This is a genomic window from Brevibacillus fortis (genome assembly GCF_003013395.1).
Lineage (GTDB): Bacteria > Bacillota > Bacilli > Brevibacillales > Brevibacillaceae > Brevibacillus > Brevibacillus fortis.
Map to the genome: position 1 here is coordinate 494,471 of NZ_PXZM01000003.1, position 14,977 is coordinate 509,447.

Below are 14,977 nucleotides of genomic sequence, written 5' to 3' on the forward strand. Positions count from 1 at the left end.
GGACTCACCATTGCCGATAAGGCAAGAGAAAAGCCGTCGTTATACCACGATACACAGGTTTGTACCATAGTATATGGGGACGAGTCGTATGATAGTACGAAAAACTGTCCGAGCTGTAACTAGTCGTTTGTCGGTTCTTCTGCTTTTCCGAATAGCGCTGATGCTTCCAGTCGCGCTTCTTCGATATCAAGATTGACAGGCGGTTCTGGCAAATCCCCCAGTTCCCGTAGACCAAAATGCTCCAAAAATTCTTTGGTGGTCGCGTACAAAATGGGGCGTCCGATCCCCTCTGCTCTCCCCGCTTCGCGAATGAGTTGTTTGGATAAGAGGGTGTTCAGTGCTTTCTCGCATTTAACGCCACGGATTTCTTCAATCTCCGAACGGGTCAGAGGCTGCTTGTAGGCAACAATAGCGAGTGTCTCCAATGCTGCTTGTGACAGCGTTGACTGGCCTGGCGATGTTGCTAGCCGTTCAAAATAGGGCACATGCTCGGGCAGAGTGGTCAGTTGATACGCTTTTGCCACTTCCACGATTTGAATACCGCGTCCTGCCCGGCGGAAGTCAGCTTTCATGTCTTCGATCAAGTCGATGACCTCTTCTTCCGACACCTCAGTGATTTCACTGATTTCTTTGGCATCGATTCCTTCGTCACCCGAGATGAACAGCAAGCCCTCGATTACGCCTTTCAGCTTGTCATAGTCCATCGGTATGGGCTCCTTCCGTTCCGTTTTCACAGATGATGATGTCTTGAAACAATTGATTTTGTACACACGTAATGTGCTTAGCCTTCATGAGCTCAAGCAAGGCGAGAAAGGTTGTTACAATCTCTGTACGCGTCGCCCCTTGGGTAAACAACTCAGAAAATCGAACCATCCCACCGCCACGTACGGCTTGGCGTATCTCCGTCATCCGATCCTTAATGGAGATTTCGTCGCGCGACACCGTGGTCATCGGTTCTTTTTCTTTTGTTTTCTTTACCAATTTTTCCAGCGCGTTGATCAAATCGTATAGGGTCACATTCGTCACAGTATGATCCTCTTCACGCGCATAAGGAGACAAATTTTCTGCGGGCCGCGTAAAAACTTGATTACGGCCGATTTCCATTTCTCGTAGGTTCTCGGCAAGCATCTTATAGCGCTTGTACTCCAACAGACGCGCAACCAGTTCTTCACGCGGGTCTATCTCATCTACATCCATATCGAGGAACTGCTGAAAGACATGCTCCTCCTTTTTGGGTAACAGCATCTTGCTTTTAATAGAGAGGAGCGTAGCCGCCATGACTACGAACTCACTGGCCACATCCAGTTGGAGCTCTTGCATCTTGTCAATCGTCGCGAGGTATTGCTCCGTAATTTCCGCTATCGGTATGTCGTAGATGTCCACCTCAGCCTTGTCGATCAGATGGAGCAACAAATCGAGTGGTCCCTCAAAGGAATCAAGTTTGATGCTGTAAGCCAAAAGTCGTCCCTCGTTTCCGTTAGATGAACACTTTCAAGATATTAATTGCCATCTGTTCAACCCATGTCAGAGCAATCTCATGGGGAACTCCAAAGATTATCGTGCGGACACCTGGGATAAAAATTAGTAATAGAAGAATCCAAGGTCCGTAGACTTCATAATTATAAAACTTTCCATCCCAACTGCGAGGAGACAAGAATCTCAGTATCTTGTAACCGTCCAATGGCGGAATCGGTAAAAGGTTGAAAATGAAAAGAGCTGTATTGATCCAGACAGAAAATATTAATGTCCATTTAATTGCATAAGCTACTTTTTCATGCATTCCCACCAGTACACCGGAACCATCCACAAGGAATAACACGACGCAAAACAATACTGCGAGTATCAGGTTAATTAATGGACCCGCAAACGAAACATAGACGATACCTAAACGCTTGTTCCCGCGAAAATGAAGAGGATTGATCGGCACCGGCTTCGCCCAACCAAACGGACCAAACAGGATGAGAATCAAACCAAACGGATCAATATGCGGGATGGGATTTAATGTTAAACGGCCTTCCGATTTCGCCGTATTGTCACCCAGCTTCCAAGCGACAAAGGCATGCGCCCATTCATGCAAAGTAAAAGCGATAACGAACGCAATCATGCGAAACGGTACCGTTTTCCAATCAAAATGAAAAAGATCCATTGCTTCCTCCAATCATCCGCGTTCAAAAAGTCATCTTTTTGAACAACTCCTGATAAAAATCGTCTATCTTCTAGCATACCAGCAGATAGATAGGCTTACAACCCCATTTCAGCTGGACCCAGCATGCATCCTATCGAAAAAACACCGACAAGGTTTCCCTCATCGGTGTTCATTTCACTACTATTATCCTACTTTTACTGTACCCATTTTATCGCCTTGTTTGATTGCATCAATGTGTTCCAGACCGGAAGTGACGCGACCAAATACTGTATGTACGCCATCGAGGTGAGGGAAAGCATCATACAAGATGAAGAATTGGCTTCCGCCTGTGTCTTTTCCTGCGTGTGCCATGGACAGGTAACCGCGCAGATGCTTGTGTGGGTTTCCTTTTGTTTCACATTTGATTGTGTAACCTGGGCCACCTGTACCTGTTCCGTAAGGACAACCGCCTTGTGCTACGAAGCCAGGGATAACACGGTGGAAGGACAGACCGTTGTAGAAGCCTTCGTTAGCCAATTTCTCAAAGTTTCCTACTGTGCCCGGAGCTTCTTGATCGAACAGCTCCAACTCGATTTGGTTACCATTTTCCATGGTGATGAGCGCTTTTTTCATATGTTGAACCTCCATACCTTGTAAAGTTAACGTACCCATTCTACCATGGAGAACGGTTGACGTCCAATTTATCCCTCCATGCACATCTGCTCTTCGCCAGGTAACTCACAGTCGGTAATAAAAACAGTCCCCGACTGCGCTTTTGCCACCCTTTTTACGTACGCTGCCCTCTCCGCAACTTGTTCCGCACTGGTGTACTTCCCTGCATAAAGGACGACACCTGCCATCGACATCGAGAGCTCCTGACCGTCACCCATTCTACGCTTTTCATAAATGTCCGAAAAATACGGCGTAAAAGCATCCATAATAAACAAGGCAACGTCATTCGCACATTGCACTGTTGTAATCAGGATAAAATCATCTCCGCCAATATGACCAATGAAGTCTGAGCCGCTTCCGTACCATTTCGAAGCTTCCCGCAACAAGTTCGCGGTTCGAACGATAATCTGATCCCCCACTTCGAACCCGTAGTGGTCGTTAAACCATTTGAAACGGTCGAGATCACAGTAGATGACCACATGATGATGATTCTGTTTCAGCCGTTGATTCAATTCCCTTTCAATCTGCACATTCCCCGGCAAACCTGTCAACGGATTGGCGGAGCTCGCCATCTCGAGTTTGATGGAAGCCATTTTGTCCAACAGCTTCTGCACCGTAACGATACCGATGTACTCGCCATGCTCGTCAATTATTATGACTACATCATACAAATGATAGGCGTCTCTTGCCATCGCTCGCTTCGCTACCTCATCCAGCTTGTCGTCTTTGGTAGCTTTGAGTGGGTTGGTATTCATGATTTGAGAAACAGGCCTTTCATAATACAGCGCGATTCCGTATTGACCGCCGAGAATTTGATACAAAGAAAAACGCATGACAAGTCCAACCGGTATGCCGTGCTCCAGCACAACCACACTTTCAATTCGTTGATTTTGTTCGAAAATTTCATGGATGCGTCTTACTTTCACGTGCTTTTCCACACTGATTGTCTTCGCCAAGATTTCGGTCATAGCCGGAGTGGACAGCCTTGGTTCTGCTTCTTTTTCTATCCGCCTTTCCATCGTAAACCGCAGAAAGTTCATAGCCGTCCCACATAGCTGTGCCATCCCTTTGTCCGGCTTTCCTAAATAGTAACCCTGTCCATAGATGACACCGACGTCCATGAGCGTTTCCAGCTCTCGCTCCGTCTCGATCCCTTCTGCTATGATTTTGCAGTTCACTTTGTCAGCAAAGGAAACAAACGTCTCCAACAACGCCTGCTTAATCGGATCGACATCGATATTGCGGATCAATGACATATCGAGCTTAATAAAGTCTGGGTAAATTTCTGTAATCGATTCCAAGCTGGAATACCCTGCTCCCGCATCATCTACGGCAATCATATAGCCCTGCTTGCGGTATTCCTCGATGATTTTTCGAAAGGCAGCGTAATTTGTAATCGCGTGGCGCTCTGTAATCTCAAAGACAATGTTTTGTGGCGTCAGCTCATACTCTGCCAAAAGCAACTGGACTTTTCCACGCAATAAAAACGGATCGTCAATCGCCCGTGGGTCCAGATTGATGAATAGTTTTTCATGCGGCTTCAGGTAGCGCATATGCTCCAATGCTCGTTTGCGACATATGTGCTCCAAACGAAAAACAGTATCCGTCTCCTGCGCATAATTGAATAAGGCAGCGGGAGTTGCAAAGAGACTGTTGACCGGTCCTCGCGCCAGTGCCTCCCATCCCAAAGCTTCGCCATTTGGCAAATGAATAATCGGCATGAAATGCATCTGAACGTTTTCTTCTGCAAGCAGCTTGTGAAATTGTCTGATATGCGCATATTTTTCAGAGGTAATCCCATACTTAGCCATATGAACAGCATGTTTGACAGAGGTATACATCTCTTTCACGATATCTTCTCCGATGATTTCCGCATAGCCGATATGGACGCGAAGCTCCTCGCGATTGACGAAGCTCACTTGTCGATTTAGCTGTCGTTCAGCTAACTCCTGAAAATGAATCGATAGCATTTGACAGTCTTCCTCGCTCATCATTTTCGAAAAGGACGTGTAGATCGCAAAATCATCTCCCCACAGTTTTTGAATCGCGATGATTCTCCCTTTGATTTCAAATGCTTGACGAGCTACAGCTGGCAAAATAGTTTCAAATATATGAAGAACTCTCTTGGCACTCGTATCACCGTAGCGATGCTCTACCTCAGTCAGCTTGACGATATCTATATAAAAAAGGACGACTTTCTTCTCTCTATCCAATTCCTGCCGAATCATCGCCTTCATCCATTGGCGTTTGTCCAAGGAAAAATAGGGTATTCGTCGAAATCGCTTCATAAGAGTCGACAACATGATGAATCGCTCCCCCTCACCCTTTCATTATGCCGAGAAAACATTAAGCAATCATGAATGGCAGATGAAGGAAATACAAAACCTTCCCAAACAATCGGGAAGGTTTGTGGAGTTTTTATGAAGTTTAGCGCATAAGCTGCGCGCGTTTTGGCAAAACATCGTGACCGACTACTTCTGCGTACGTCTCGCGTCTTACGACCACTTCTGCTTCTCCGTCTTTTACGAATACAACAGCAGGACGAGCAATCCGGTTGTAGTTATTCGCCATCGAATAACCATATGCCCCTGTGCTTGGGACTGCGAGAATATCGCCCGCTTGCGCTTCTGGCAGCTTCACATCCCAGATGAGCATATCACCTGACTCGCAGCACTTCCCGGCAATGGAAACAACTTCTGTAGCAGGTGCATTCATTTTGTTCGCAATCGCTGCTTCATATTGTGCATCGTACAAAGCTGGTCGCAGATTGTCTGTCATTCCACCATCGACCGCAATATATTTCCGGACATTTGGAATGTTCTTTTGCGATCCAATTCGGTACAAGGTAGTCCCTGCATCCCCTATAATACTCCGACCTGGCTCGATCCAAATCTCAGGCAGCGGAATCGCAAGCGCTGTGAGTTCTTGGCGAACAATATCTGTAATGGCTTTGATATACGTTTCCGCGGGCTGCGGTGTATCGCCTTCTACATACCGAATACCGAAGCCGCCTCCTACATTCAGTACTTCCGGCAGGAATCCAAGCTTTCCTTTTGCTTCACCCAACAGTTCTGTCAATCGTTTGACAGCGACGAGGAAGCCTTCTGTTTCAAATATTTGTGAGCCAATATGGCTATGAACCCCTAATAAATGGAGATGATCGCTTTCGTGAGAAAACTGAATCGCCTCAAGAGCCTGGCCGTTTTGCACGTCAAAGCCAAACTTGGAGTCGATCTGCCCTGTTGAAATGTACTCATGCGTATGAGCTTCTACACCCGGTGTGACACGCAGGAGTACGAAGACTTTTTCGTTCCGCTCTTCGGCCAATTGCGCCAAAATGTGCAACTCATAAAAGTTATCCACTACGAAACAGCCGATTTTGGCGTCAAGCGCCATGATTAACTCATCATGAGATTTGTTGTTGCCATGAAAATGGATGCGCTCTACGGGGAATCCAGCTTGCAGGGCCGTATACAATTCGCCGCCAGATACTACATCGAGTGACAAGCCTTCTTCTTCAACCAGCTTGCACATTGCCATCGTGCAAAAAGCTTTGCTCGCATAAGCAACCTGGAAGGAAAAACCTGTATTGTGAAATGCATGAACAAATTCCCGGCATTTGGTGCGAATTTGTTGTTCGTCATACACATATAAAGGTGTTCCATAAGTTGTAGCTAGCTGTGTCGTATCACAGCCTCCGATCTCCAGGTTTCCTTGTTCATTCACTCGACTTGTCCCGTGTAAGTACATGTTTCGTTTCCTCCCCAGTTCATTCGCACCGATGATGTATATAGACAAAATTTTATAGAGAAAGGCAACCAACGAGGAACGTCAGTTGCCATACAGAAACTTTTGTTCGTAAGGCTTTCCTACAATTTACTACAAGGTTGTGCGTTTGACAATGGGTGAAGCCATCCGTTTTCAGAATATTATTGCCGAGAGGAATTTTGCGCGCGAACGATACTCGGCCTGTTATTTTTGCTTGGCACAGCCAGCCGTACCACAATATCCTTCATCCCTTTGTAGTTGAAGGGAATGAACGGCCATAAGTAAGGCGTATTGAGCGAACGTGTGGAAGCCAAGAAAATCAGGACGAGCGTTAGTCCGATCATCAATCCCGGTGTAGAGAAAAAGCCTACCATGAGAATCAGAAACAAGCGAATAAGTCGATTAGCCAAGCTCAACTCATAACTGGGCGTTGCATACATCCCGATTGCTGCAACTGCCAAATACAAGATAACCTCGGGTGCAAGGAGTCCTACCTTGATCGCCACATCCCCAACAAGAATGGCGGCTAATAAACCAACGGCAATCGAGAGGGGTGCCGGCGTATGAATAGCGGCCATCCGCATCAAGTCCAGACCGATCTCAGCGATCAAAAATTGTGCCAAAATAGGAATGCTGCCCATCTTTTTGATCCCTAGGAAGTGAAGTGGCTCCGGTATCATGGAAGGGTGCATGACCAAAAGCAGCCAGATCGGCAATACAAAAACGGAAGCAAAAATCCCCAAAAAACGAACCCAGCGCAGATAAGCTCCGATTACCGGTGTTTGTCGATACTCCTCCGCATGCTGTACATGATGAAAATAAGTAGCGGGTGTGATCATGACACTCGGTGAAGTATCCACATAAATCAGTACGTGACCTTCCAATAGATGTACAGCAGCCACATCGGGGCGCTCTGTATATCGTACCAAAGGGAACGGATTCATCGTCTTTCCGATGATAAATTCTTCGACGGTTTTTTCCGCCATCGGTATCCCGTCAATTTGGATGTTTTGTAGTCGCTCCTTTAACGTTTGGACCAGCTCTTCATTCGCTACATCATGCAAGTATGCAACCGCGACATCTGTCTTCGTACGCTCCCCAATCTGCATGATTTCAAAGCGGAGCCGTTCATCACGTATTCTTCGACGAGTAAGAGCCGTATTAGTTACGAGTACTTCTGTAAAACCGTCATGCGCGCCACGAACGATTCGCTCCGTATCTGGCTCTTGTGGGGAGCGATTCGGCAGGATTTTGGCATCGATAATAATGGCGTGAGGAGATCGGTCAATAATAAGCCCTACTTGACCGACGAGCAATTTATCCATAAATTCGTCAGTCGTTTCCACCTTACTAAGTTGGAAGAAAGGGATGAACTTATGAAACAATTGGTCGAAAGCGTTATCAGCCAGATCACGCTCACGCACATCGTTTAGCTCACGCATGATTTGCGAAATAAGCAAGCTTTCGGCGAAGCCATTTATGTAATACAACAACATTCGTGTATGACCCACATAAAAATCATGGACCCCGATATCAAAACTCTTGCCAACACCAAGCCTGTCGTTCAAATACTTCTGGTTCTCTTCAAGATAAGTCGAAATGGGATGCCGTTTTTCCGTGACCTGTGCCATAAGAGCCGCTCCTTTCCATTATCCATTGCACTGCTCTTGTTGTGATGGGACAACCATTTTGCAAGCTATCCCTACCTTCCATCTTCCCTATATCTCCAATGCCTATGACATTCGGTACATGCAAGGAATTCAAGATGTCTACGGTATCTCCATAAATATGATGCTGAAGCTGCTCGTCTGCGTACCCGTCCTTATCCACGGCTTCTTCTACAATTTGTCCTTGATTGTTTACGGAATAAGCAACAGTCGCACCCTTGACCCAGCGTGTATTCGAGGCTACTGCAATCGCACCGATTACTTCGATATCAGGATGCTTCACCACGTATTCGAGTGCTCTCTCCCCTCTACCCTTGCCGTAATCTCCGTTGTCATCGAACATGACAATTACAGGATCATATGGTGTCATTTTAATGAGTTCGACCATCTGATTGCCTCGTAATGGAGTCGGATTCCCGGCAGACAGCGATATACATCGACCACCAAATTGCTTGGCGACACTCTCGATAACTTTTTGGGCAATATGATCTCCGTCTGTCACCACTATAACTTTCCGGCGTACTGTGTCCATGCTGGGTCACCGCCTTTTACTGCCTGGACTTACCCTTTGGGTTTAAAGACGAGAGAGGCAAAAAATCCGAATGCAATCGCAGCCGATATACCCGCACTCGTGACCTCAAAAATCCCGGTTGCCACACCGATGAACCCATGTTGTTCAGCCTCGCTGATGGCTCCATGGTACAAAGAATGACCGAAGCTCGTAATCGGTACAGTCGCACCTGCGCCTGCGAAATCAATAAACTTGTCATACACGCCGATAAAATCGAGAAATACTCCTGCCACGACCAGCGTACTCATGACATGAGCAGGCGTTAGCTTGCCAACATCCAGAAGGAGCTGACCTACTACACAAACCAATCCCCCTACGACAAAAGCAATCAGGTACTCCATCATTTTCCTCCTTCAAGTGCAACCGCATGGGCGATGCACGGTATCGAATTGCCCTGCTGATAGCTTACCGGGCTTAAGAGAGCTCCCGTGGCGCAGACCAACACGTTTTTCAGTATTCCACGGTTGAGTTGATCCAAAATGTAGCTATACGTGACCACTGCACTGCTGGCACAACCGCTCCCGCCTGCAAATACATCCTGATCGGGGGAGTAAATCATCAATCCGCAATCATTGTAGACTTGATCCATGTCGTATCCTTCTGTCAACATGAGCTCCTTTAGAATCGGAAACCCGACAGCTGCCAGGTCGCCAGTCACGATCAAATCATAGAACTGTGGAGAGCGCCCCGTATCTTGAAAATGCGTTTGGATCGTCGAGACAGCTGCTGGCGCCATGGCCGTTCCCATGTCAAACGGGTCTTTAATCCCCATATCCACTACTTTTCCCATCGTTGCATACGTAATGCGCGGACCACTTCCCCCTATCCCGACCAATCCCGCACCGGCTCCTGTCACTGTCCACTGGGCGCTTGGCGGCTTTTGGCCCCCATATTCCGTAGGATAACGATACTGCCTTTCCGCTGTGGCATTGTGGCTGCTGCAAGCAGCAATCGCCTTGTTGGCGTAGCCTGCGTTTACCAAAGCCGCAGCATTTGCCAGTGTAAGCATCGAGGTAGAACAAGCTCCATACATGCCCAGAAGCGGAATCGTCAGCTTTTCTGCTGTAAAGTTGGTGGTGATGTTCTGATTCAACAGGTCACCAGCAAGAATGATATCCACATCCTTGCCCGTGATCCCTGCCTTTTGCAGCAAGGTGTTGACTGCATCCTCCATCAACTGGCGTTCGGCGTCTTCCCATGTCTGTTGGCCTGCATACATATCGTCGTGGATCTTATCAAACAAGTGCGCCAGTGGTCCTTCTCCTTCTTTTGGTCCCACAGCAACTGCCGAGCATTGCAGGCGAACATTTTGATCGAAGTGCCAGGTTTGCCGATTGACTCGTTTCACTGGTTGATTGTTTGACACCGACAGCCCTCCCTTAGAAAAACATGTTGATCAGGCTCTTTAATATTCCCGCAATGAAAGCAGCAACAACCCCAAATACAATGACCGCACCAGCAAGCTTAAACATATTTCCCCCAACGCCGAGCACAAACCCTTCGCTCCGATGTTCGATGGCAGCAGAAGCGATCGAGTTGGCAAAGCCTGTAACAGGCACCGCTGATCCTGCTCCGGCATACTGCCCGATATTGTCATACACACCAAGCCCAGTCAGCAAAACGGATAGAAAGATGAGCGTCGCAACGGTCGGATTGCTTGCCGTTTTCTCCGTAAATCCGAAGAACGTAATATACATATTTTGAATGGCCTGACCCAACAAACATATGGTCCCTCCTACCCAGAAAGCACGAAACGAGTTAAGCAGAACATTTCGTTTGGGCTGGAACTTGGAAGCCTGCTGTTGATACAGTTGTTTGGTCATCTGCATCGATCCGGGGGCTTTGGATTTGGATTTTGTTTTGGTTGCCATGCCCTTTCACTCCCTTTGTAAGCTTTCTTCCTATATCCTTCCTTTTTCTAAAGTTGCCTATGAATAGTGGTATTTACCATTTCACAGATGGAGCAGCCATTGCAGTAAGGAACCCGTCACTTTTCCCAAAACCACCGCCATCAACAGAAAGAGAAGACTGCCATCCATGTGGATTCGCTTCGCCAATATCGGAAAGACATTCAGTACCTCAGTCAAGCCTGCGGCAAGTGTCCCCACAAATATCCCTGCAAATATTCCGTAAATCGAAGAAACGATAACGGGCAAACGAGCACCCCAGTGAAAAAAATCAATAAACGTAAAAAAAAGCGCTCCTGCCACTAGAGCCCATTCCAGCGAGCGGATATACCGATGAGCATTCGTTAATTGCGTCAACCTTGGAATAATATCCAGAACGGTAATAAACGCGACCAGCCCACTCCCTACTGCAAGTCCTCCACCCAGCCCGATTAATATAAGCAACAAGCACTGGATGACGCTCATTTCTTCGTCCGCTGGTTTTCCTTATTTTCATTTTGTAAGTAGTATTGATCCAGGTTTTGCTGGTACATAAACAATTCAACTTCTAACGGACTAGGTTCTTCGTTGATTTTTTTCTGGAAGATATGGTTAAAAAACAGGATCATCCCCAAGCCGATCCCGATGGAGTAAGGGATTTGCATCCACAAAGGCTGATAACTTTTTTCACCTGTTATCAAATAGTAGATTCGTTCGTGAACCTGCATCATGCTGACATCGGTATGGAAATTCATGATCGCCAAGCCTGAGCCAATGAACAACAGAAGCCACACCATCGCCACCAAAATCGGGTTCGATTTCTTTCGTGAATTGAGTACTTCCACTATAATTTGAGGAGCACCCTGGACGTCCAGTTCCACGTCGGGATAGACAGAACGCAGCCTTTTAATCACCTGCATAATATCGATAATGATCAAATTCCCATCCGTTGGCTTTGTCTGGTAAATGGGCATCCGCTTTAACGCTTCCTCGCGCTCTCCATCCCAGAAAAGCTGGCAGATGTCCCCAAGCGTGATCATTGCTTGTGGCTGTACGGCCAATCGCTTTCGCAGGCGCAGAAACAACGCGTCTTTCATGGTACCTTCCCCTTCCATCACATACCTGATTATTCGCTAGTATGTGCCGAGCCATAAAACCCATGCAAATAAACGGAAATGATCGTTTATTTGCTGACCGCAAGCGGTCACATTCTGTTTAATGAAAAACGTCGAGTCGTTTTTCACAAAACAAAACACCCCAGCCACGTAGTGACCGGAGTGTTTGCATCAGTTAATGTTCAATTTGCTCTTTGATCGTTTGTAAAATGCGCTTCTCTAGGCGCGATACCTGCACTTGCGAGATTCCCAGCCTCTCTGCTACTTCCGACTGCGTCTGATCCTTGTAGTAACGCAGGTAGACGATGAGTTGTTCCCGCTCGCTCAATCGACTGATCGCATCCTTGAGGGCGATTTTTTCAAACCATTTGTTGACCCCTTCATCCGCAATCTGATCGATCAAAGTAATGGGGTCCCCATCATTTTCGAAAACCGTTTCATGGATGGAAGAGGGCGCCCGATTCGCTTCCTGCGCAAACACGACTTCTTCTGGCGTAATCCCCACCACGTCCGCAACCTCAGCAATCGTGGGTGCGCGACCGAATTGCTTGTACAGCTCATCCTTTGTTCGTCGTACCTTATTGGCTGTTTCTTTGAGTGATCGACTTACCTTAACTGTACCGTCATCGCGTAAGAAGCGCTGAATTTCTCCAATAATCATCGGAACAGCATAGGTTGAGAATCGAACATCATAGGAGAGATCAAACTTGTCTACGGCTTTCAAGAGGCCAATACAACCGATCTGAAACAAATCATCCGCTTCGTATCCACGGTTGATAAAGCGCTGGACGACGGACCAGACCAGCCGAATATTGCTGTTGACGAGAAGCTCTCTTGCCTCAGTGTCCCCAGCCTGACTTTTGGCAATTAGCTCTTTTACTTGGTCATTGGTCAGAAATGGTTGACTCGCGTTTTTGATATCGGCACCCATAGGCACTACCCCTAATTTTGCAAGGCGTTGGCAAACGCCAGGCGTTTGGTGAGGCGCACAGTTGTTCCTTTACCCACAACCGTTGCCACTTCCAAAGAATCCATGAAATTCTCCATAATCGTAAAGCCCATTCCAGAACGCTCAAGCTCCGGTTTCGTCGTATAGAGCGGCTGCATGGCCTGCTCCACATTCTCAATACCTCGTCCATTGTCTTCCACGATCAGATCAATGCTGTCCTCTTGAATTCGCACAGAAATCTGTACCACACCCTCAGGATTTTCGTCATAACCATGAATAATGGCATTCGTAACAGCCTCGGATATAACGGTCTTGATTTCTTCTAGTTCGTCCATCGTAATATCGAGTTGCGAAATGAAGGCTGCGACTGCTACACGTGCGAATGCTTCATTTTGGCTCAATGCTGCAAACGACACTGACATAAAGTTACGCTGTACCATCATTACGCCACCCCCAGAACATGCAAAGCATCCGCTTCGTTTTCGCGAAACTTGATCACCTTGAATAACCCGGACATCTCAAATATTCGATAGATCGTAGGATTGATCGAGCAGACGTACATTTCTCCAGAGCGGGCAGAAATCTGCTTGTATCTTCCCAAAATAACTCCGATACCAGAGCTGTCCATAAACGTCAGATCAGCCAGACTCAGTACAATATGGCGTATAGTAGAGGTACGCAAAAGGTCATCCGCCTTCTTACGCAACTCCTCTGCCGTATGATGATCCAGCTCCCCCTGCAAACGGATCACCAGCACGTCCTGCCGTGTCTCCATCGCAACTCGTAAACTCATAGCTGACACACTCCTTCTCCCTTGATAGAAACTCTCTTTCTTCCTCGAGGAAACCAATTCCTGCCAGCCGACAAAAGAACAAAAAAATCGAGCAGCCGCGCCATTCCATTCGGGGCAACTCGATTCTTTTCGCGCTCATGCTGTCTGTCAGTAGCTTATCAAAACGCTCTTGGTGGTTCGCTTGAGAATCTCCCACATGTTGGCTTTATCTACCTGATCTTCTGGGAACAGATCGATTCGGTTTACTTCCTTGCCATCTTTTGTTCGGATGAAAATGTGGCCGATTACTTGGTCCTTTGCTATTGGTGCATGAACCGCCTCATTGATGACAATTTCCTTCTGGAAGGTATCAGCTGATTCTCCTTTTTTCATCAACAAGCTTACTGCATGTGGTGTCACCGCATTAATTTGTGGTTTCTGACCTTTATCCACAACGAGTGCGCGCACAGCTTCTCCCTTTTTGTACATCGGCATCACTTGAAAGTGTGTGAATGCATAATTGAACATGGTCGAAACCTCATTGTTGCGCGTTTTTACATCTGGCTCACCCATGACGACTGCAATAACACGCATGTTGTTGCGTTTGGCAGTCGCTGTTAAACAGTATTTCGCTTCCCCTGTGTATCCTGTTTTCAAACCGTCCACACCCTCATAAAAACGCACCAGCTTGTTCGTATTAACAAGCCAGAAGGGGCTCTCCGTATCTTTGCGCAAGTAGTCTTGGTACGTACCAGTGAACTTCGTGATGCCTTCGTGCTTTAAGAGTTCGCGTGACATAATCGCAATGTCTACCGCCGATGAATAGTGATTCGCGGCAGGAAGTCCATTGGAGTTGACAAAATGCGTATTTTTCATTCCCAGCTGCTGTGCGCGTTCATTCATTCGCGCAACAAAACTCTCTTCTGTCCCAGCCAAATGCTCAGCCATCGCTACTGAGGCATCATTTCCAGAAGCAATCGCAATCCCTTTCAGCATGTCCTCTACCGTCATTTCTTCACCGGGCTGTAAAAAAATTTGCGACCCGCCCATCGATGCTGCTCTTTCACTCGTACGAACCTTATCGGTAAGCTTAAGCTCTCCCCGCTCCACCGCTTCCATGATCAAAAGCATGGTCATTACTTTGGTGATACTCGCGGGTGGCATTTTTTCATTTGCGTTCTTTTCATACAAGACAGTTCCCGTATCCGCTTCAATCATCACCGCGGATGACGCTAGTGGGGCAAAATGATTATCGCCCTTTTGCTGTCCAGCCTTTTCTTTGGCAACAGCCATCGGAGAAAAGATGGTGAAGCACATAACAAAGCATAGAGCGAGATATCCATTCCGTTTCATAGCAGTCTCTTCCCTCCATTCATGGTTTTATTCTCACCATCACGAAAGGAAAATATTCACACAAAAACGGCAAGATTATCTTCTCGAAAGCACATCCGG

The 14,977-nt window shown here is 47.0% G+C and carries 17 protein-coding genes; all 17 read right to left on the bottom strand.

The genetic code is table 11. From position 1 onward, the window contains the following. Positions 1-119: 119 nt before the first annotated feature. A complete protein-coding gene (scpB, locus tag C7R93_RS04000; RefSeq protein WP_106652983.1) occupies positions 120-704 on the bottom strand; it encodes an SMC-Scp complex subunit ScpB in 585 nt (194 codons plus the stop codon). Next, entirely contained in the window at positions 694-1,458 is a 765-nt protein-coding gene (locus C7R93_RS04005) for a segregation/condensation protein A (protein WP_106837573.1), read from the bottom strand. Before C7R93_RS04005 ends, scpB begins: the two co-directional genes overlap by 11 nt. 19 nt (positions 1,459-1,477) lie before the next feature. Beyond that, complete coding sequence (locus C7R93_RS04010; RefSeq protein WP_106837574.1) at positions 1,478-2,146, bottom strand: site-2 protease family protein; 669 nt, start codon at positions 2,144-2,146, stop codon at positions 1,478-1,480. A 183-nt stretch (positions 2,147-2,329) separates the two neighbouring features. Further along, positions 2,330-2,758: a peptidylprolyl isomerase gene (locus C7R93_RS04015; protein WP_106837575.1), complete on the bottom strand. Its 429-nt coding sequence runs from the start codon at positions 2,756-2,758 to the stop codon at positions 2,330-2,332. Positions 2,759-2,826: 68 nt separating this feature from the next. Beyond that, positions 2,827-5,100, bottom strand: coding sequence for a GGDEF domain-containing protein (locus tag C7R93_RS04020; RefSeq protein WP_106837576.1), 2,274 nt, complete (start codon positions 5,098-5,100; stop codon positions 2,827-2,829). A 124-nt stretch (positions 5,101-5,224) separates the two neighbouring features. Further along, complete coding sequence (lysA, locus tag C7R93_RS04025; protein ID WP_106837577.1) at positions 5,225-6,547, bottom strand: diaminopimelate decarboxylase; 1,323 nt, start codon at positions 6,545-6,547, stop codon at positions 5,225-5,227. Positions 6,548-6,726: 179 nt separating this feature from the next. After that, positions 6,727-8,196, bottom strand: coding sequence for a spore germination protein (locus C7R93_RS04030; protein WP_106837578.1), 1,470 nt, complete (start codon positions 8,194-8,196; stop codon positions 6,727-6,729). After that, positions 8,150-8,764 carry a stage V sporulation protein SpoVABEA gene (gene spoVAEA / locus C7R93_RS04035; protein WP_106837579.1) on the bottom strand — a complete coding sequence of 205 codons (615 nt, stop codon included), beginning with the start codon at positions 8,762-8,764 and terminating at the stop codon, positions 8,150-8,152. Before spoVAEA ends, C7R93_RS04030 begins: the two co-directional genes overlap by 47 nt. A gap of 29 nt (positions 8,765-8,793) precedes the next feature. Continuing rightward, a complete protein-coding gene (spoVAE, locus tag C7R93_RS04040; RefSeq protein WP_106837580.1) occupies positions 8,794-9,144 on the bottom strand; it encodes a stage V sporulation protein AE in 351 nt (116 codons plus the stop codon). Then, on the bottom strand, positions 9,144-10,169 hold the full coding sequence (spoVAD, locus tag C7R93_RS04045; protein ID WP_106837581.1) for a stage V sporulation protein AD: 1,026 nt from the start codon (positions 10,167-10,169) through the stop codon (positions 9,144-9,146). The genes spoVAE and spoVAD overlap by 1 nt, the downstream gene beginning before the upstream one ends. Positions 10,170-10,182: 13 nt before the next feature. Continuing rightward, positions 10,183-10,674, bottom strand: a complete 492-nt coding sequence (spoVAC, locus tag C7R93_RS04050; RefSeq protein WP_106837582.1) for a stage V sporulation protein AC — start codon at positions 10,672-10,674, stop codon at positions 10,183-10,185. 81 nt (positions 10,675-10,755) lie between these two features. Continuing rightward, positions 10,756-11,175: a stage V sporulation protein AB gene (locus tag C7R93_RS04055; RefSeq protein WP_106837583.1), complete on the bottom strand. Its 420-nt coding sequence runs from the start codon at positions 11,173-11,175 to the stop codon at positions 10,756-10,758. Continuing rightward, positions 11,172-11,786, bottom strand: a complete 615-nt coding sequence (locus C7R93_RS04060) for a stage V sporulation protein AA (RefSeq protein WP_106837584.1) — start codon at positions 11,784-11,786, stop codon at positions 11,172-11,174. The genes C7R93_RS04055 and C7R93_RS04060 overlap by 4 nt, the downstream gene beginning before the upstream one ends. Positions 11,787-11,979: 193 nt before the next feature. Continuing rightward, positions 11,980-12,735: an RNA polymerase sporulation sigma factor SigF gene (sigF, locus tag C7R93_RS04065; RefSeq protein WP_017248054.1), complete on the bottom strand. Its 756-nt coding sequence runs from the start codon at positions 12,733-12,735 to the stop codon at positions 11,980-11,982. A gap of 11 nt (positions 12,736-12,746) precedes the next feature. Then, a complete protein-coding gene (gene spoIIAB / locus C7R93_RS04070) occupies positions 12,747-13,196 on the bottom strand; it encodes an anti-sigma F factor (protein WP_106837585.1) in 450 nt (149 codons plus the stop codon). Beyond that, positions 13,196-13,546, bottom strand: a complete 351-nt coding sequence (gene spoIIAA, locus C7R93_RS04075; RefSeq protein WP_007724108.1) for an anti-sigma F factor antagonist — start codon at positions 13,544-13,546, stop codon at positions 13,196-13,198. Before spoIIAA ends, spoIIAB begins: the two co-directional genes overlap by 1 nt. Positions 13,547-13,693: 147 nt before the next feature. Continuing rightward, positions 13,694-14,878, bottom strand: coding sequence for a D-alanyl-D-alanine carboxypeptidase family protein (locus C7R93_RS04080; protein WP_106837586.1), 1,185 nt, complete (start codon positions 14,876-14,878; stop codon positions 13,694-13,696). Between the last annotated feature and the right edge of the window lie 99 nt (positions 14,879-14,977).